Origin of the sequence: Amycolatopsis dendrobii (assembly GCF_014145675.1) — a bacterium.
In the GTDB taxonomy this organism is placed as follows: domain Bacteria; phylum Actinomycetota; class Actinomycetes; order Mycobacteriales; family Pseudonocardiaceae; genus Amycolatopsis; species Amycolatopsis dendrobii.
The window spans coordinates 61,922-77,744 of the sequence record NZ_JACGZW010000015.1 but is presented as its reverse complement, the minus strand read 5'-3'; the positions used below and the strand labels follow the sequence as shown (position 1 = coordinate 77,744).

General features: G+C 70.9%; 16 protein-coding genes and 1 riboswitch. Of the genes, 11 read left to right on the top strand and 5 right to left on the bottom strand.

From position 1 onward, the window contains the following. The first annotated feature begins 27 nt into the window (after positions 1-27). The 6 genes from cbiE to H4281_RS36615 are packed head-to-tail and all read left to right on the top strand — an operon-like array spanning position 28 to position 7,429. The gene (gene cbiE / locus H4281_RS36640) at positions 28-1,176 is read left to right on the top strand and encodes a precorrin-6y C5,15-methyltransferase (decarboxylating) subunit CbiE (RefSeq protein WP_182895445.1); all 1,149 of its coding nucleotides are present in this window, start codon (positions 28-30) and stop codon (positions 1,174-1,176) included. Further along, positions 1,173-1,934 carry a precorrin-4 C(11)-methyltransferase gene (cobM, locus tag H4281_RS36635; protein ID WP_182895444.1) on the top strand — a complete coding sequence of 254 codons (762 nt, stop codon included), beginning with the start codon at positions 1,173-1,175 and terminating at the stop codon, positions 1,932-1,934. The genes cbiE and cobM overlap by 4 nt, the downstream gene beginning before the upstream one ends. Next, positions 1,931-2,941 carry a Gfo/Idh/MocA family protein gene (locus tag H4281_RS36630; protein WP_182895443.1) on the top strand — a complete coding sequence of 337 codons (1,011 nt, stop codon included), beginning with the start codon at positions 1,931-1,933 and terminating at the stop codon, positions 2,939-2,941. The genes cobM and H4281_RS36630 overlap by 4 nt, the downstream gene beginning before the upstream one ends. Further along, positions 2,938-3,666, top strand: coding sequence for a cobalt-precorrin-6A reductase (locus tag H4281_RS36625; RefSeq protein WP_182895442.1), 729 nt, complete (start codon positions 2,938-2,940; stop codon positions 3,664-3,666). The genes H4281_RS36630 and H4281_RS36625 overlap by 4 nt, the downstream gene beginning before the upstream one ends. Continuing rightward, on the top strand, positions 3,663-4,307 hold the full coding sequence (bluB, locus tag H4281_RS36620) for a 5,6-dimethylbenzimidazole synthase (RefSeq protein ID WP_182895441.1): 645 nt from the start codon (positions 3,663-3,665) through the stop codon (positions 4,305-4,307). Before H4281_RS36625 ends, bluB begins: the two co-directional genes overlap by 4 nt. Before the next feature lie 32 nt (positions 4,308-4,339). Beyond that, positions 4,340-7,429 carry an arabinosyltransferase domain-containing protein gene (locus tag H4281_RS36615; RefSeq protein ID WP_182895440.1) on the top strand — a complete coding sequence of 1,030 codons (3,090 nt, stop codon included), beginning with the start codon at positions 4,340-4,342 and terminating at the stop codon, positions 7,427-7,429. Here H4281_RS36615 and H4281_RS36610 read toward each other — a convergent pair. Beyond that, positions 7,426-8,595, bottom strand: coding sequence for an MFS transporter (locus tag H4281_RS36610; RefSeq protein ID WP_312872248.1), 1,170 nt, complete (start codon positions 8,593-8,595; stop codon positions 7,426-7,428). The genes H4281_RS36615 and H4281_RS36610 overlap by 4 nt on opposite strands. A 54-nt stretch (positions 8,596-8,649) precedes the next feature. Here H4281_RS36610 and H4281_RS36605 point away from each other — a divergent pair, with 54 nt between their 5' ends. Then, positions 8,650-9,438 (top strand): AraC family transcriptional regulator, encoded by a 789-nt coding sequence (locus H4281_RS36605; RefSeq protein ID WP_182895439.1) that lies wholly within the window; start codon positions 8,650-8,652, stop codon positions 9,436-9,438. Here H4281_RS36605 and H4281_RS36600 read toward each other — a convergent pair. Beyond that, positions 9,338-9,841 carry a hypothetical protein gene (locus tag H4281_RS36600; RefSeq protein WP_182895438.1) on the bottom strand — a complete coding sequence of 168 codons (504 nt, stop codon included), beginning with the start codon at positions 9,839-9,841 and terminating at the stop codon, positions 9,338-9,340. The two genes, H4281_RS36605 and H4281_RS36600, sit on opposite strands and share 101 nt — an antisense overlap. A gap of 47 nt (positions 9,842-9,888) precedes the next feature. Between H4281_RS36600 and H4281_RS36595 the strand changes: the two genes are divergently transcribed. Further along, positions 9,889-10,317, top strand: coding sequence for a MarR family winged helix-turn-helix transcriptional regulator (locus tag H4281_RS36595; RefSeq protein ID WP_182895437.1), 429 nt, complete (start codon positions 9,889-9,891; stop codon positions 10,315-10,317). On the opposite strand, the gene H4281_RS36590 is transcribed toward H4281_RS36595, so the two are convergent. Genes H4281_RS36590 through H4281_RS36580 form a run of 3 tightly spaced genes read right to left on the bottom strand, consistent with a single transcriptional unit; the run spans position 10,308 to position 13,566 of the window. Next, positions 10,308-11,825, bottom strand: coding sequence for a precorrin-2 C(20)-methyltransferase (locus tag H4281_RS36590; RefSeq protein ID WP_182895436.1), 1,518 nt, complete (start codon positions 11,823-11,825; stop codon positions 10,308-10,310). The genes H4281_RS36595 and H4281_RS36590 overlap by 10 nt on opposite strands. After that, positions 11,822-12,445, bottom strand: a complete 624-nt coding sequence (locus H4281_RS36585; RefSeq protein ID WP_182895435.1) for a precorrin-8X methylmutase — start codon at positions 12,443-12,445, stop codon at positions 11,822-11,824. Before H4281_RS36585 ends, H4281_RS36590 begins: the two co-directional genes overlap by 4 nt. Continuing rightward, positions 12,442-13,566 carry a ferredoxin-like domain-containing protein gene (locus H4281_RS36580; protein WP_182895434.1) on the bottom strand — a complete coding sequence of 375 codons (1,125 nt, stop codon included), beginning with the start codon at positions 13,564-13,566 and terminating at the stop codon, positions 12,442-12,444. The genes H4281_RS36585 and H4281_RS36580 overlap by 4 nt, the downstream gene beginning before the upstream one ends. 96 nt (positions 13,567-13,662) lie before the next feature. On the opposite strand from H4281_RS36580, the gene H4281_RS36575 reads away from it, so the two are divergent. The 3 genes from H4281_RS36575 to H4281_RS36565 are packed head-to-tail and all read left to right on the top strand — an operon-like array spanning position 13,663 to position 15,665. Then, positions 13,663-14,568, top strand: coding sequence for an ABC transporter ATP-binding protein (locus H4281_RS36575; protein ID WP_182895433.1), 906 nt, complete (start codon positions 13,663-13,665; stop codon positions 14,566-14,568). Then, positions 14,565-15,419: an ABC transporter permease gene (locus tag H4281_RS36570; RefSeq protein ID WP_182895432.1), complete on the top strand. Its 855-nt coding sequence runs from the start codon at positions 14,565-14,567 to the stop codon at positions 15,417-15,419. The genes H4281_RS36575 and H4281_RS36570 overlap by 4 nt, the downstream gene beginning before the upstream one ends. A gap of 6 nt (positions 15,420-15,425) precedes the next feature. After that, positions 15,426-15,665, top strand: a complete 240-nt coding sequence (locus H4281_RS36565) for a helix-turn-helix transcriptional regulator (protein WP_037354504.1) — start codon at positions 15,426-15,428, stop codon at positions 15,663-15,665. A gap of 67 nt (positions 15,666-15,732) precedes the next feature. After that, a riboswitch (cobalamin riboswitch) is annotated at positions 15,733-15,808 on the top strand. The last annotated feature ends 15 nt before the right edge of the window (positions 15,809-15,823 follow it).

Here is a 15,823-nt window from a genome sequence, read left to right as displayed (position 1 = left end):
CGAAGCTCTCGCTTAGGGTGGGAAATCGTGCGCGAAGAATCACGCCTGACGGTGGTCGGGATCGGGGCCGACGGGTGGGCCGGGCTCACCCCGGCGGCCCGTGCCGCCGTGCGGCGGGCGGACGTCGTGCTCGGCTCGGAACGGCAGCTGAAGTCCCTGCCGGAAGACCTCCGCACCCGCCCCTGGCCGAGCCCGCTGCTGCCCGCGCTCGACGAGTTCCTGGCCGAGCAGAGCGGCCGCGTGTGCGTGCTGGCCAGCGGCGATCCGTACCTGTCCGGCATCGCCACCACCCTGCGTGACCGCGGGTACGCGCTCGACGTCCACCCCGCGATCTCCTCGGCGACGCTGGCCCGCGCGCGGCTCGGCTGGTCGTTCGAGGAAACCGAGGTCGTGACGGTCGTCGGCCGCGCCGTCCATCGCGTCGCGCGCGCCCTGGCACCGAACCGAAAGCTGCTGGTCCTGGGCGGTTCCGCGACCGAACTGCGCGAGCTGCTCAAAGCCCGCGGGTACGGCGATTCCGCCCTTACCGCCTTGGAAAACCTCGGCGCGGAGGACGAGCGGATCACCGACGGCTGGACCCGCGACCCCGGCCCGCTCACCGTGTTCGCCGTGCGCTGCACCGGCCCCGGCCTCCCGCTCGTCGGCCTCCCCGACGACGCCTTCGAGCACGACGGCCAGCTCACCAAACGCGACCTCCGCGCGTCCGCCCTCGCCCGCCTGGCACCGGCTCCGGGCGAACTCCTCTGGGACGTCGGCGCGGGCGCGGGCAGCATCGGCATCGAATGGTCCCGCGCACATCCGCTGAACCGCGCCATCGCGATCGAACGCGACCCCGCGCGCGCCGGACGCGTCCAGCGCAACGCCAATACCCTTGGCGTGCCGGAATTACAGGTGGTCACCGGTCCGGCACCCGAGGCGCTCGCCGGCCTCCCCCGCCCCGACGCGATCTTCGTCGGCGGCGGCCTGACCGTGCCCGGAGTCCTCGATCAGTGTGTCGAAACCGACGCCCGGATCGTCGCGCACGGTGTCACCCTCGAAGCCGAGCAGATCCTGGCCGCCGCCTACGCCCGGCACGGCGGGGAACTGCAACGGATCTCCGTGGAGCAGGCGAAACCGCTCGGCGGGTTCACCGGATGGACGCCGTCCCGGGCAGTCACGCAGTGGAGCTGGAAATGACCGTTTACTTCATCGGCGCCGGGCCGGGCGCGGCCGACCTGATCACCGTGCGCGGCCGCGACCTGCTCGCGCGCTGCCCGGTGTGCCTGTACCCGGGCAGCATGACGCCGACCGACCTGCTCGCCTACTGCGCGCCGGACGCCGAACGCGTCGACACCGCGAACCTCAGCCTGGAGGAGATCACCGCGAAACTGGTCGAAGCGCATCGAGCCGGCCACGACGTCGCGCGGCTGTGTTCCGGAGATCCGTCGCTGTACAGCGCGGTCGCCGAGCAGGTGCGGCGGCTGGAACCGGAAGGCGTGCCCTACGAGATGGTGCCCGGCGTTCCCGCGTTCGCCGCGTCCGCTGCCGTGCTCGGCCGCGAACTGACCGTCCCGGGCATCGGGCAGAGTCTCGTGATCACGCGCGCGCAGGCGAGGTCCACCGCGATGCCGGACGCCGAAACGCTGGAGAATTTCGCCCGCACCGGCACGACTCTCGCGCTGCACCTGGCGATCAATCACATCGAGCGCGTCACCGGAGAACTCGCCGGGCACTACGGCGAGGACTGTCCCGCCGCCGTCGTCGCGCTGGCCAGCCAGCCCGGCGAAACGGTGGTGCGCGGCACCCTCGCCGACATCGCCGGTCAAGCGCGGGCCGCCGGAATGACCCGCGCGGCCACGATTTTCGTCGGCCGGGTCCTCGCCGCGGGCGGATTCCCGGACAGTTTCCTGTATTCGAGCACCCGGGACCGGGCGAGCCAACCGGAGTCATTGTGACGGATCTGCGCTGGGGCCTGCTGGCCACCGGGACCATCGCCGCCGAATTCGCCGCGGGCGTCGAGCAAAGCCGCCACGGCGTGCTCGCCGCGGCGGCCTCGCGCACGGCCGAGCGGGCACGTGATTTCGCGACCAGGTACGAAATCCCGAAGGCGTACGGCAGCTACGAAGAACTCCTCGCCGACCCGGACGTCGACGCGGTCTACGTCGCCACTCCGCACGCACAGCACGAGGAATGGGCGATCCGGGCCGCCGAAGCGGGCAAGCACGTGCTGTGCGAAAAACCGCTCACGCTCACCGCGGCCGACGCGGAGAAGGTCATCGATGCCGCACGGCGCAACGACGTTTTCCTCATGGAAGCGTTCATGTACCGGCTGCATCCGCAGACGCGACGGCTGGTCGAACTGATCGAATCCGGGGCGATCGGCGAGGTCCGCGCCGTCGACGTCACGTTCAGCTTCGACTCCGACGAGAACGACGCGGCCCGCCTCGGCGATCCCGCGCTCGGCGGGGGCGGAATCCTCGACGTCGGCTGCTACTGCACCTCGCTCGCCCGGCTGGTTTCGCAGGCCGCGACCGGAACTCCGGCGGTCGAGCCGACGCGCCTCACCGGCATGGCGCGGCTCGCCGAAAGCGGCGTCGACGAGTTCGCGATGGGCCTGCTGCGACTGCCCGGCGACATCATCGCGCAGCTGTCCTGCGGTTACCTGCTCACGCAGGACGACCACATCCGGATCTACGGCACCGCCGGCCAGTTGTACGTGCCGAAACCCGCGTGGATCCACGAACTCCGCACTCCGGGCGTGTCGACGATCGTGCTGACCCCGTCGGACGGCGAGCCGGAGATCATCGAAATCGAAGCCACCCAAGGGGTTTACGCGCGGGAAGCGGATTACGTCGCCGCCCATGTCGCGAACCGGCAAGGACCGGAACTGACCTGGGCCGAAACGCTCGCCAACATGCGCACCCTCGACCGGTGGCGCGCGGCCGTCGGGTACGGGCGATGACCGTCCTGATCCTGGGCGGCACCGCGGAAGCCCGCGACCTCGCCGCCCAGCTGCACGAACGCGGCGTCGACGTGGTCTCCTCGCTCGCCGGACGCGTCACGCGACCGCGCCTGCCGGTCGGAGAAGTACGGGTCGGCGGATTCGGCGGCGTCGAAGGCCTTACGGCTTGGCTGCGCGAAAACGGTGTACAGGCAGTGGTCGACGCCACGCATCCGTTCGCGGAACGCATCGCCGCCAACGCTTTCCACGCCACCCAAGCCGCGGGCATTCCGCTCCTGCGCCTCGCCCGCCCCGGCTGGCAGCCGACCGAGGACGACCGCTGGCATTGGGCCGACGACCTCGAAGAAGCCGCCGCGCTCCTGCCCGGCCTCGGCAGCCGCGTCTTCCTCACCAGCGGCCGCCAGGGCCTGGCCGCGTTCGCCGACCTCGACCCGCTGTGGTTCCTGATCCGCTGCGTCGACCCGCCCGGCCAGCCGCTGCCGCGCCGCCACGAGGTGGTGCTCGACCGCGGCCCGTACCGCCTCGACGGCGAACGCGCGCTGATGACCGAACACGACATCGACGTGCTGGTCACCAAGGACAGCGGCGGCGCGATGACGGCCGCGAAGCTGACCGCAGCGCGGGAACTCGGCCTCCCGGTGGTCATCGTGCGCCGCCCGCCCCGACCGTCCGCTCCGGAAACCGCGGACGCAGCCGCCGCAGCCGAATGGGTGCTCAACCAATGAATCAACTGTTCTACGACGTCCTGCACCGCCGCCGCGACGTCCGCGCCGAGTTCACCGGCGAACCGATCGACGACGCCGTCCTCACCCGGGTGCTCGAGGCCGCGCACGCCGCGCCGAGCGTCGGGATGAGCCAGCCGTGGGACTTCGTGCTGGTCCGCGACCCCGCGACGCGCGAGGAATTCGCCCGCCACGTGCACGAGGAGCGCGAAGTCTTCGCCGCGTCCCTGGACGGCGAGCGGGCGGAGACGTTCGCCAAGATCAAGGTCGAAGGCATCCGCGAATCGAGCCTCGGCATCGTCGTCACCTACGACGAGCAGCGCGGCGCCCCGGCCGTGCTCGGACGGCACGCGATCGCCGACGCCGGGCTGTACTCGGTGTGCCTGGCGATCCAGAACCTGTGGCTCGCCGCGACCGCGGAGGGCCTCGGCGTCGGGTGGGTGAGTTTCTACCGCGAACCCGCGCTCGCGGACCTGCTCGGCATTCCCGCCGGGATCCGCCCGGTGGCCTGGCTTTGTGTAGGACCGGTAACGAATCTGGCCGAGGTCCCCGACCTCGAACGGCACGGCTGGCGCAGCCGCGCGCCGCTGGCCAGCGCGTTACACCACGAGCGGTTCACCCCGCGCGACGAGGGGTCAGCGTAAACCTGTCGGGGTGACCCAATAGATTTCCTCTAATGCGTCCGATTGCCGTAGTGCTGGGGTTGCTTTCGGCGCTGTGCGCCCTGGCCTATCCCTTCCTGCCCGTAGTGCAGGACACCGCGGAAGTCGTCTGGCCCGTCGCCTCCGACACGCGTGCCGTCAACGCGCCCTTGACCGGGTACTGGGCACAGGACCTGAAGGCCGAGCTGCCCTGCGAGACGATCCGCTCGCTCGACGCGCGCACGAACGGCCCCGCGCTGCTGTTCTCCACCGTCCCGGACGGGCGCACCGGCAAGCACGCGGCCAACGGCGTCGGCATGCAGCTGCGCGTCGACAACGGCGTGCTGCTCGCGTCCAGCCAGGGCCAGCAGATCTCGCAGCAGCCGCTCCCGGAGACCGGCTGCTCGGTGACGCTCGACGCCGACGCGACCCAGATGACGCTCTCGGTCGGCAAGACCCCGATCTTCCACACCACCGGCGACGTCCGGCCGCGCGTGCTCGGCATCTACTCCTCGATCACCTCCGCGCGCGACCCGATCGCCGGGCTGCACGTGTCGGTCGTCCCGGACACCCGCTACCAGACCTCGCCGACCACGCTGAAGATCGTCGTCGGCATCCTGGCCGCGCTGTCGTTCCTCGGCTGCCTGATCGCGGTGTGGCGGATGGACTCCGGGTTCGCCCGCCGCGCGCCGCGCTGGGCCCCGGTCGGCTGGTGGCGGCTCACCGGCCGCGACGCGACGGTGTTCGGCGTGCTCGGCGCGTGGGTCTTCATCGGGCCGGTGACCTCGGACGACGGCTACATCCTCACCATGGCCCGGGTCACCGAGGCCACCGGATACCTCACGAACTACCACCGCTGGTTCGGCGTCGCGGAGGCCCCGTTCGGCTGGTTCTACCACCTGTACGAGCTGATGACGCACGTCAGCACGGTGCCGCCGTGGATCCGGCTGCCCTCGTACCTGCTCGGCGTGATCAGCTGGCTGCTGATCAGCCGCGAGGTGATGCCGCGGCTGGGCACCCAGGTCCGCCGCAGCCGCGCCGCGGGCTGGGCCGCCGCGGCGGTGTTCCTGGTCTGGTGGATGCCCTACAACAACGGCGTCCGGCCGGAACCGGTCGCCGCGCTCGGGTCGCTGCTGGCGATCTGCGCGGTCGAACGCGCGCTGGTCACCCGCCGGCTGCTGCCGCTGTGCCTCGGGCTCACCGCCGCCGCGTTCACCCTCGCCGCGACGCCGACCGGGCTGATCGCCGTGGCTCCGTTCCTGGTCGCCGGGAGACCGCTGTTCAAGCTGGTCCGGCAGCGATCGTCGAGCGGCTGGCTGCCGATGCTCGCGCCGATCCTCGCGTCCGGCTTCCTGGTGCTCGTGGTGATGTTCGCCGACCAGACGTTCGCGACGGTCCAGGAGGCCACCCGCATCCGCACCGCGGTCGGCCCGAACCTGTCGTGGTTCCAGGAACTCGCGCGGTACCAATTGCTGTTCGAGAACCTGCCGGACGGCTCCGCGCCGCGCCGGTTCCCGGTGCTGCTCGTGCTGCTCTGCACGATGACCTGCCTGGTGGTGCTGCTGCGCCGCGGCCGGATTCCCGGCGCCGCGCTCGGGCCGAGCCGCAGGCTGATCGGCACCACCGCGCTGTTCTTCCTGCTGCTCGCGCTGACGCCGACGAAATGGACGCACCACTTCGGCGCGTTCGCCGCGGTCGGCGCGTCCATGGCGGCGCTCACCGCGCTCGCGACCAGTTCCACCGTGCTCCGTTCCAACCGCAACCGTGCGGCGTTCCTCGCGGTATTGCTGGTGGTCGGGGCGCTCGCCGCGACCGGGCCGAACGCGTACTGGTTCGTCTCGAAGATCGGGGTGCCGTGGACGACCGGCGCACCGTCGATCGGCGGCGTCCCGCTGTCGACGATCCTGCTCGGGGCCGCCGCGGTCGCCGGGATCTACGCGTTCGTGGAGAACGTCCGGGCGCACCGGCCGGGACCGGCGCCGCAGGAAGGCCGGAGCCGGTCGCTGCGGCTCGGTTCGCTGTCGCTGGTCGTGGTGTGCGGCCTGGTCGCGGCGGGCGAGATCTACACGATGGGCGCGGCGATCTACTTCCAGCGCGACAGCTACAGCCTCGGCGCGGCCAACATCGGGCATCTGTTCGGCAAGAGCTGCAACCTGTCCGACCACGTGATGGTCGAGCGCGACGCGGCGAAGAGCATCCTGCACCCGCAGCCCGAACAGCGGACCGTGCCGGAGAAACCGGTGACGCAGAACCCGCCGAACCCGCTGCCGAACCCGGACCAGGACAACGGCCGGGTCCAGACCGGCTTCCACACCAGCCCGGTCGACGACAAGGACCCGCTGGCCGAACCGCCGCACGGGTTCAAGCAGGACCAGGTGCCGATGTGGAGCAGCTACCTCGACACCCAGACGCGCGCCGGACGGCTGCGCAGCGACTGGTACGCGCTCACCGACCGGACCGAGAACGGCCAGATCGTGGTCGCCACCGCGAGCCAGCCCCGGCGGCCGACGTCGGTGAGCCTGGAGTACGGCGTCAACACCCCGGAGGGCGTGCGGGTGCTGCGCGGCCAGTTCGCGCTCCCGCCCGGCGCGGGCACCGGCGGCTGGAACGACACCCGGATCAACCTGCGCGACCTGCCGCCGGAAACCACGTCGGTGCGGATCGTGATGGTGGACAACGACCTGACCGAGGACGGCTGGATCGCCGCGTCCGCGCCGCGCGTGCCGACCTTCACCACGCTCACCGACAAGCTCGCGGGCAAATCGGTGTACATCGACTGGCCCGCGTCGTTCGTGTACCCGTGCGCGAACCCGGTCACCTCGCACGACGGCATCTCCGCGATGCCGGACTACCGGATCACCCCCGGCCAGCTCGCCGACGAGGCGAAATGGGCGTCCAGCACCAACGGCGGCCCGAACGGCTGGCTCGAGGAGATCGCGGACGAGCCCGAGGTGCCGAGCTACCTGAACGGGCAGCCCTACCAGTCGTGGGGACAGCTGCTGCAGATCGAGCCCTACACGACCGGGGTCGAGCCGACGGTGCGGCACGGCGAGAAGACCGTCTGGGGCTGGTGGTCGCCTGGGCCCGGTCCTTCGCAGCCGAACGGCAAGGACCCGACGCGCTAATCCCGCGGCTCGCGCTGTGGTTCTCGTAGCCGCCGCGCGGCGAACACCGACACCGCGGGCAGCACCGCGAGCGCCAGCAACGCCCACTGCAACCCGGCCGCGTTGGCGAGTGCCCCCACCACAGGCGCGACCACTCCGCCGACGCTGACGGCCAGCCCGAGCGTCACCCCGCTGGCGGTGCCCAGCCGGTTCGGCAAGTAGTCCTGCCCCAGCGTCACATGCAGCGAGAACGGCACATACAACGCCACCGCCGCGAGCGCGACCGGCGGAAACACGCCGTACCCCGGCATGAGCGCGATCCCGGCGACCGCGGGCACCGCCGCCGCGTACGAAACGCGGACCGTCCGGATCCGGCCCCAGCGTCCGGCCAGCACCCCGCCGAGCAGCGTGCCCAGCGCACCGACGCCGAACAGCACCACCAACGCCACTTCCCCGGCGAACACGCTGCCGGTTCGCTGCGTGACCCAGATGGCGAGGAAGGTGTTGAGCGAGAAGGCCGCGATGGAGCGTCCGACGACCACGACGGTCAGCCAGCCGAACTGCCGCCAGTCGTCGCGCCCGGCGGGTGCCCTCCGATGCGCCCCGGAATGCAGGTCGCTCATCCGCCGGAACAACGCGGCGATGACCACCCCGGCGACGAGCGCGGGCAGCACCAGATACGGCGTCGCGCCGAGCCCGCCCGCTTGCAGCACCGGGGTGACGACGATCGGCCCGAACGCGAACCCGACGTTGCCGCCCAAGGAGAACCAGCTCATCCCGACGTGCCCGTCGCCGGCGATCCGGCGGGCGATCCGCGCCGACTCCGGGTGATAGGCGGCGACGCCGAGGCCGGACAGCGCGATCGCGAGCCAGGTCAGCGCGTAGGAATCGGCGAGCCCGGACAGCCCGATCCCGGCCCCCGCGACCGTCATCCCGACCGGCACGAGCCACGGCATCGGCCGCCGGTCGGTCAGCACGCCGAAGAGCGGCTGGACCACCGAAGACAGCAACGTCGCGGCCACCGTGATCCCGGCCGCGGCGAGATAACCGTAATGCCGCTCGGCGACGAGGAACGGGACGAGCGCGGGGACCGCGCCCTGGTAGAGGTCGTCGACCGCGTGGCCGATCACCATCAGCGGCATCGGCCAGCGCGCGGCGCGGACCGGGGCGGGGAGAGTTGTCGTCACCCGATCATCGTCAGACCCGCGGCAGCCTTCGCAATTCCGTTATTATGCCGAATTGTGTCGATTTCCGGCCATCTGCCGACCGCGCCCACGAACACCCGCGACCTGGCGGCCACCGCGAGCATTGCCGAGCACTGGCACGACGAACACCAGATCGTCTATGCCAGCAGCGGTGTGCTGGCCGTGCACACAGACCAGTCGCGGTGGATCGCGCCCGCGCACCGGGCACTGTGGATTCCGGCGGGCACCGTGCATTCCCACCGCGCATACGGCGTCACGCGGCTGCATCTGTTCGGCTTTCCGCAGGAACTGAGCCCGCTTCCGGTGACCGAACCGACGGCGCTGGCGGTCACCCCGCTGCTGCGGGAACTGCTGATCGCGTACACCGAACTCGGCGAGGACCGCTCGACCCCGGCTGGCCACCGGATGCGGGCGGTGTTGTTCGACCAGCTCATCCTGGCGCCGGAACGCCCGGTGCAGGTGCCCGCCGCGCATGATCCGCGGTTGGTCGCCGTGTGCCAGTTGCTGGAGTCCGATCCGTCGGACTCGCGCAGCCTGGAAGCACTGGGCCGCGTTGCCGGTGCCAGCGGGCGGACGCTGACCCGGCTGTTCCGCGCGGACACCGGCATGACGTTTCCGCAGTGGCGTACGCAACTGCGGCTGTACCACGCCTTGCGGTTGCTGGTGGAGGGACGGTCAGTGACGTCCGTGGCGCAGCTGTGCGGGTTTGCCACGACCAGCGCGTTCATCGACGTGTTCCGGCGGTCTCTTGGCCATACGCCGGGGTTTTACCTCCATAGTGGACAGACCGATGCCGCACCACGAGACTCGCCGCGAGCCTGTTGACACCGAACGAGACCAGGATCAGCCCGGTCGCGTCGAGCAGATGCGCGCCGAGGACGCTCGCCAGCGCGAACGAGCCGATGCGGATCACGAGAAACAGCGCCCACAGCACGATTCCCGCACCGGTGAGCCGATATTGCAACCCGTCAGCCTGCCGGAACCGCGTCACGCACCCCATCGCGGTGCCGGTGCCCGCGACCAGGACGAGCTCGCCGGCCAGCAACCAGTCCGCCCGCTGGAACCCTTCGCCCAGCTCGAAGCCCAGGTACACCAGCCCCACCGCGATCACCAGGAGCGGCATCAGCAGCATCCGCCTCGGTTCGGCGGAGCGCCACTGGAACTGCCGCACGATCAGGAACCCGACCACGACCGCGATCAGCACGTCGTCGACCATCGCCAACTCCATCACTAGTGATACTTCTTCGAATGTATCACTAGTGATTGAATAGGGCCATGCGCGCCGCCGACCTGCACCTCCTCGCCCGCAACCTGCGCGAGATCGCCCTGGCCAGCACCGGGAACACCGGTGCGGAGCACGTCAACGCGGGAGAACTGGCGGTGGTCGAAGACGTCTCGCGAAACCCGGGCGCGACCATCAGCGACGTGACCCGCCGGACCGGGCTGGCGCAGAGTCTCGTCTCCCGGATCACGCACCGGATGGCGGACGCGGGCGTCATGCGCGTGCGGCCCGACGAGAAAGATCGACGCAAGTCCAGGCTGGAAATCGAACCGTCCGCCCGCGCGATGTTCCGCGCTCGCGCGGACGGTTCGATCGCCTCAGCCCTCGCCGCGCACGCACCGAAACTCAGTGCCGCGCAGCGGAAACAACTCACCCACCACCTCGCCGAGGCGGAACGGCTACTGCGCCAAGGTCAGGAATAGCTCCGCGGCGTCCACACGATCGACCGCCCGTCCGGCCCTTCCTCCACCACCGTGCGCGACGAGCCCACGATCAGCAGGCACCGCATGTCCACGGCAGCCGGATCCAGCCCGCCCAACGTGGTGACCCGGATGTCCTCCTCCGGCCCGCCGACATCCCGTGCCACCACCACCGGCGTGCCCGGGTCCCGGTGCCGCAGCAGGACTTCCCGCGCGTTCGCCAGCTGCGTCACCCGCGTCCGCGAAGCCGGGTTGTACAGCGCCAGCACCAAATCCGCCGCACCGGCCGCGTCCAGGCGACGTTCGATGATCTCCCACGGCTTCAACCGGTCCGAAAGGGACAGCACGCAATAGTCGTGTCCCAACGGCGCACCGACCCGCGACGCGGCTGCCTGCGCCGCCGTCACGCCGGGCACGATCCGTACCCGCGCACCGGCGCCATTGCCAGCCGAAACTTGTTCCAGCACCGCCGAAGCCATCGCGAACACACCCGGATCGCCGGACGACACCACGGCCACCCGCGCGCCGGTCGCGGCCAACTGCAACGCCTCGACCGCCCGGTCCGCCTCGACCCGGTTCCCCGAGGCGTGCCGCTGCTGCCCCGCTCGCTGCGGAACCCGCGCGACATACGGCCCGTAGCCGACGATGTGGTCCGCCGCCGCCAGTTCCGCCGACGCTTCCGGCGTCAGCCACTCCGGTCCGGCCGGGCCGAGCCCGACGACGACTACCTCGCCGCCTTCCGCCGGGGCCGGAGAGCTCGCCGGAACCGCCGGTTCACCGTCCACACGAGACTGGTAAGCCGGACTTGGCAGCAACGCCAAGGAGAAATACGGCACCGACTCCGGGTCGACGTCCGCGAACGGTTCCACCCGCTGCTGTCCCCAGGTCGCCCGCTCGATGTACCAAGCGTCGTCGAGCTTGCCCGACTCCGCGAGCGCTTCCCGCACCGAACCGAAGGTACGGCCCAATTTCAGCACCGCCGCCGCTTCGGTGTCCGCCAGCCGCCGCGCCAATTCGGGCGCTGGCAACGTTCCTGGCAGCACCGTGAGCACTTCGTCCCGCTGCACCAACGGACGGCCGAGCACCGAGGCCGCCGCGCTCACCGACGTCACGCCGGGCACCACCTCGGCCTCGAACCGTCCGGCGAGCCGCTCGTGCATGTACATGTAGGAGCCGTAGAAGAACGGGTCGCCCTCGCACAACAGCACCACGTCGCGTCCGGCGTCGAGGTGCTCGGCAAGCTTTTTCGCGCTCAGCTCGTAGAAATCGGCGATCGCGCCCTCGTAGCCGCCGGGATGATCGGTGGTCTCGGTGGTGACCGGGTAGACCAGCCGCTCCTCCAGCTGCCCCTCGCGCAGGTACGGCTCAGCCACCGACCGCGCGATGCTGCGCCCGTGCCGCGCGCTGTGGTAGGCGATGACGTCCGCCTCGCCGATCAGCCGCGCCGCTTTGACCGTCATCAGTTCCGGATCGCCGGGTCCGAGCCCGACGCCGTACAGCCGCCCCGTCATTCGACCGTGCTCGCAATCGCGTTCACAGCACCGACCGCCATCGCGCTTCCGCCACGACGACCGTGCACGACCAGATACGGCGCGGGCGCGCGCTTCGCGAGTTCCACTTTGGACTCGGCCGCGCCGACAAACCCCACCGGCACACCGATGATCGCGGCCGGTGCGCCGACTCCTTCGTCCAGCAGTTCCAGCAACCGGAACAACGCGGTCGGCGCGTTGCCGATCGCCACCACCGAACCGGGAAGCCGGTCGCGCCACAGCTCCAGCGCCGCGGCCGACCGCGTGGTGCCGAGCCGTTCGGCCAGACCGGGCACGCTCGGGTCGTCCAAAGTGCACACGACGTCGTTCGCCGCGGGCAAGCGTTTGCGCGTGATGCCGCTGGCGATCATCTTCGCGTCGCACAGGATCGGCGCGCCCGCCTCCAGCGCGCCGCGGCCGGCCTCGACCACGTCGAGCGAGTACCGCAGGTCGTCGACCAGGTCGACCATGCCGCAGGAGTGGATCATCCGGACCGCGACGCCCGCGACGTCGTCGGGCAGGATCGCCAGGTCCGCCTCTTCGCGGATCGTGGCGAACGAGTGCCGGTAGATCTCGGCCCCGTCCCGCAGGTAGTCGATCACGAAGGTCCCTTTCTCGCCAACGCATCCGCCAACTCGGACGCCGTGCTCCAGCGTCCGTCGACACGGTAGCCGCCGGGTTCGGCGACAACGTCGCGGTGGGCGCCGGACGGTCGTCCGCACCGCCGTGCACAGCCCGAGACGTGCACCCGCTCCCCGTCCGCGACCAGTGTCGCCGCGTCCGCCCGGACGTCGGCGAGAGACTTCGCACACCCCGGCGCGCCGACGCAGGCGCTAAGCTCCGCCGTCGCCGGATCCGTCGAGAGCCCCGCCGCGTGCAGGCGTTCGACGTCCGCGCCGCCGGGCAGCAGGACCGAACGCCACGGCGTGACCACGGCGTCGCCGAAGTCAGCCAGCGCGCGCAACTGGGCGGCCGTCAACTGGCCGAATCGAGGTGCGACCCCGACCGCGTCGCCGCCGTCGTCGCGCCGGATCCTGCCGACCGTCGGGTCGATCCGCGTCGGCCGCGCTTGGGGCGCTTCCCGGTGACCGTCCGGGAGCAGCGCCGAAGGATCGGCCAGTTCCCCGATCCGCCACGCCGACCCGCGCGTGCGCGCAAACGCTTCCGCCACCGTGAGCAGCGCGGACACCGCCTCGTCCCGCGGCACCAGCCAGCCGGAATCAGCGCCCGCCAGCAGTACCGCTCCGGTCGTCGAACCGATCGCGCGCCAGCACACGTCCGTGCCCACGACGTCGCCGCGCCCGTCGTCGAACCCGAACAGAAACCGTCCCGGCAACTCCGCGAGTTCCGGCCGCGCGCACAACGCACGATCCAGCGTCGCGGAAAGGCCGCGGACGTCGGCGAGCCCGCCGCGCACCCCGCTCAACGGCGAGGCCAGCACGTTCCGCACGCGTTCGTGACTCGGCGACGGCAACAGCCCGGCTTCCGTCAGCCGTCCGGCCAAGCCCGGCCGGTGCACGCCGCGCAACTGGACGTTCGCGCGCGAGGTCAGGTGGACGTCGCCGTCGCCGAGGTCTTCCGCACAAGAAGCCAACGCCCGCAACCGATCCGCGCTCACCACGCCGCCGGGAAGCCGGACCCTGGCGAGCGGCCCGTCCGCCGCGTCGTGCGTCGCGAAGACTCCAGGGCAGGCGTCGGCGCGCACGCGGGCAGGGCTGGACATGGCGCTCACTGTAACCCGCGGCAGTTTTAACAGGCTTGCGATCGTATGTAGTACATCTGCTACATTCCATCGTACAGGCAGGATGGGGGTCATCCAATGAGAGATCAAGCGGACACCGTGCTCCGCGTCGAAGGCTTACGCATGCGCTACGGCGCGAACGACGTGCTGCACGGCACGTCGTTCACCGCGCACCGCGGCGAGGTGCTGTGCCTGCTCGGCCCGAACGGGGCGGGCAAGACCACGACGATCGAAATCCTCGAGGGGTTCCGCATGCGGTCCGCGGGCGAGGTGTCCGTGCTGGGCACCGACCCGGCGCGCGGCGGCGAGGACTGGCGGGCGCGGCTGGGGGTCGTCCTGCAATCCTGGCGCGACCACGGCAAATGGCGCGTGCGCGAGCTGCTCGACCTGCTCGGGTCGTACTACGCGCCGTACTCCACCGATCGGATCCGCCGCCCGTGGGACACCGACGAGCTGATCGAGGCGGTCGGGCTCAGCGAGCACGCGGGCAAGAAGATCCGGATGCTGTCCGGCGGGCAGCGGCGCAGGCTGGACGTGGCGATCGGCATCGTCGGCCGTCCCGAGCTGCTGTTCCTCGACGAGCCGACCGCCGGATTCGATCCGCAGGCGAGACGCGATTTCCACGAGCTCGTGCACCGGCTCGCCGACGACGCCACCACGATCCTGCTCACCACCCACGACCTCGACGAGGCCGAGAAGCTCGCCGACCGGATCCTGATCCTGAGCGGTGGCCACATCGTCGCCGACGGGTCTCCGGACCAGCTGAGCAGGCAGATCGCCGGCGAGGCCGAGGTGCGCTGGAGCATCGACGGGCAGCGATTCGTGCACTCGACCACGGAGGCGACGAAGTACGTGTACGAGTTGTTCAAGCAGCACGGCGAAGCAGTCGCCGACCTGGAGGTCCGGCGCGCGTCGCTGGAGGAGACCTACCTGACCCTCGTGCAGCGCGCGGAGTCCGGGCTCGCCGAGGCAGGTGCGCGGTGACGGCGTCGGCACAGCGGACCGCGGCACGGGCGGGACTCCGCCGCGGGTTCATCGAATTCCGCCAGCAGTGGACGAACCGAGACGACCTGCTCGGCCAGCTCGTGTGGCTGGCGATGATCTTCGGCGCGCTCTTCTTCATGCGCGGCGCGCAGCTGCCGGGCACCTCGTTCTCGCTGGGCACCGCGACCGTGCCGAGCGTGATCGGCGCGGGCATCGTGTTCAACGGCCTGTCCGCTGTCGCGGGCGCGCTGATCGTCGATCGCGAAGACGGCACGCTGCTGCGCGCCAAGGCGACGCCGAACGGAATGCTCGGCTACCTCATCGGCAAGATCACGACGTTCTCGATGGTGCAGGTCGCGGGCATCGTCGTGATGCTGGTGCCGTCGCTGTTCCTGTTCCCCGGACTCGCCCCGGACGGGTTCTTCTCGATCCTGAACCTGCTGTGGGTGCTCGCCGCCGGCCTGGTCGCGACCATGCCGATCGGCGCGGCGATCGGCTCGCTGATCCAGAGCCCGCGGATGATGGCCCTGGTCGTGCTGCCGATGTTCGGGCTCGGCGCGATCTCCGGGATCTTCTACCCGATCACCGCGCTGCCGGGCTGGCTGCAGGACGTCGCGCAGGTGTTCCCGATGTACTGGCTCGGGCTCGGCATGCGCTCGGCTCTGCTGCCCGGCCAGGCGGTCGTCGTCGAAATCGGGCAGTCCTGGCGGCCGTGGGCGACCCTGGGGGTGCTGCTCGCGTGGGCCGTGATCGGATTGGCGCTGGCCCCGATCCTGCTGAAGCGGATGGCCCGGCGCGAATCGGGGTCGTCGGTGGCGGCGCGAAGGGAAAGGGCACTTCAGCGTGTGTGAGGCGCGGTGAGCGAAAACGTCTACAACCGCATCGCGGTGCTGCGCGCCGAACGCGGCATCTCGCGGCGGCAGCTCGCGGACGCGCTCGGCGTGCACTACCAGACCATCGGGTACCTGGAGCGCGGCGAGTACAGCCCGAGCCTGTACCTGGCGTTGCGGATCGCGGAGTTCTTCGAGGTCGCGGTGGAGGTGCTCTTCTCCACCGCGCCCTTCCCTCGGATCGGGGACGAAAGCAAGCCCGCGTGAGGGTCTGCTCACCTTGACGACGCGGGTGCGCCCCGCGAGAGTAAGAGCGCACACGCGTCGGCACGCGGAGGAACCCGGTGGAAATCCGGGGCGGTCCCGCCACTGTGACCGGCGGCCCCGCGGCCGCCGGCAGCCAGGAACTCCCGCCGGCGTGCCCG

Excerpts from the sequence above, each read along its gene's own strand:
- cobM (WP_182895444.1), top strand. The coding sequence starts at position 1,173 with ATGACCGTTTACTTCATCGGCGCCGGGCCGGGCGCGGCCGACCTGATC.
- H4281_RS36600 (WP_182895438.1), bottom strand. The coding sequence starts at position 9,841 with ATGGAGTTGGCGATGGTCGACGACGTGCTGATCGCGGTCGTGGTCGGG.
- H4281_RS36575 (WP_182895433.1), top strand. The coding sequence starts at position 13,663 with ATGAGAGATCAAGCGGACACCGTGCTCCGCGTCGAAGGCTTACGCATG.
- H4281_RS36595 (WP_182895437.1), top strand. The coding sequence starts at position 9,889 with ATGCGCGCCGCCGACCTGCACCTCCTCGCCCGCAACCTGCGCGAGATC.
- H4281_RS36590 (WP_182895436.1), bottom strand. The coding sequence starts at position 11,825 with ATGACGGGGCGGCTGTACGGCGTCGGGCTCGGACCCGGCGATCCGGAA.
- H4281_RS36625 (WP_182895442.1), top strand. The coding sequence starts at position 2,938 with ATGACCGTCCTGATCCTGGGCGGCACCGCGGAAGCCCGCGACCTCGCC.
- H4281_RS36615 (WP_182895440.1), top strand. The coding sequence starts at position 4,340 with ATGCGTCCGATTGCCGTAGTGCTGGGGTTGCTTTCGGCGCTGTGCGCC.
- H4281_RS36580 (WP_182895434.1), bottom strand. The coding sequence starts at position 13,566 with ATGTCCAGCCCTGCCCGCGTGCGCGCCGACGCCTGCCCTGGAGTCTTC.
- bluB (WP_182895441.1), top strand. The coding sequence starts at position 3,663 with ATGAATCAACTGTTCTACGACGTCCTGCACCGCCGCCGCGACGTCCGC.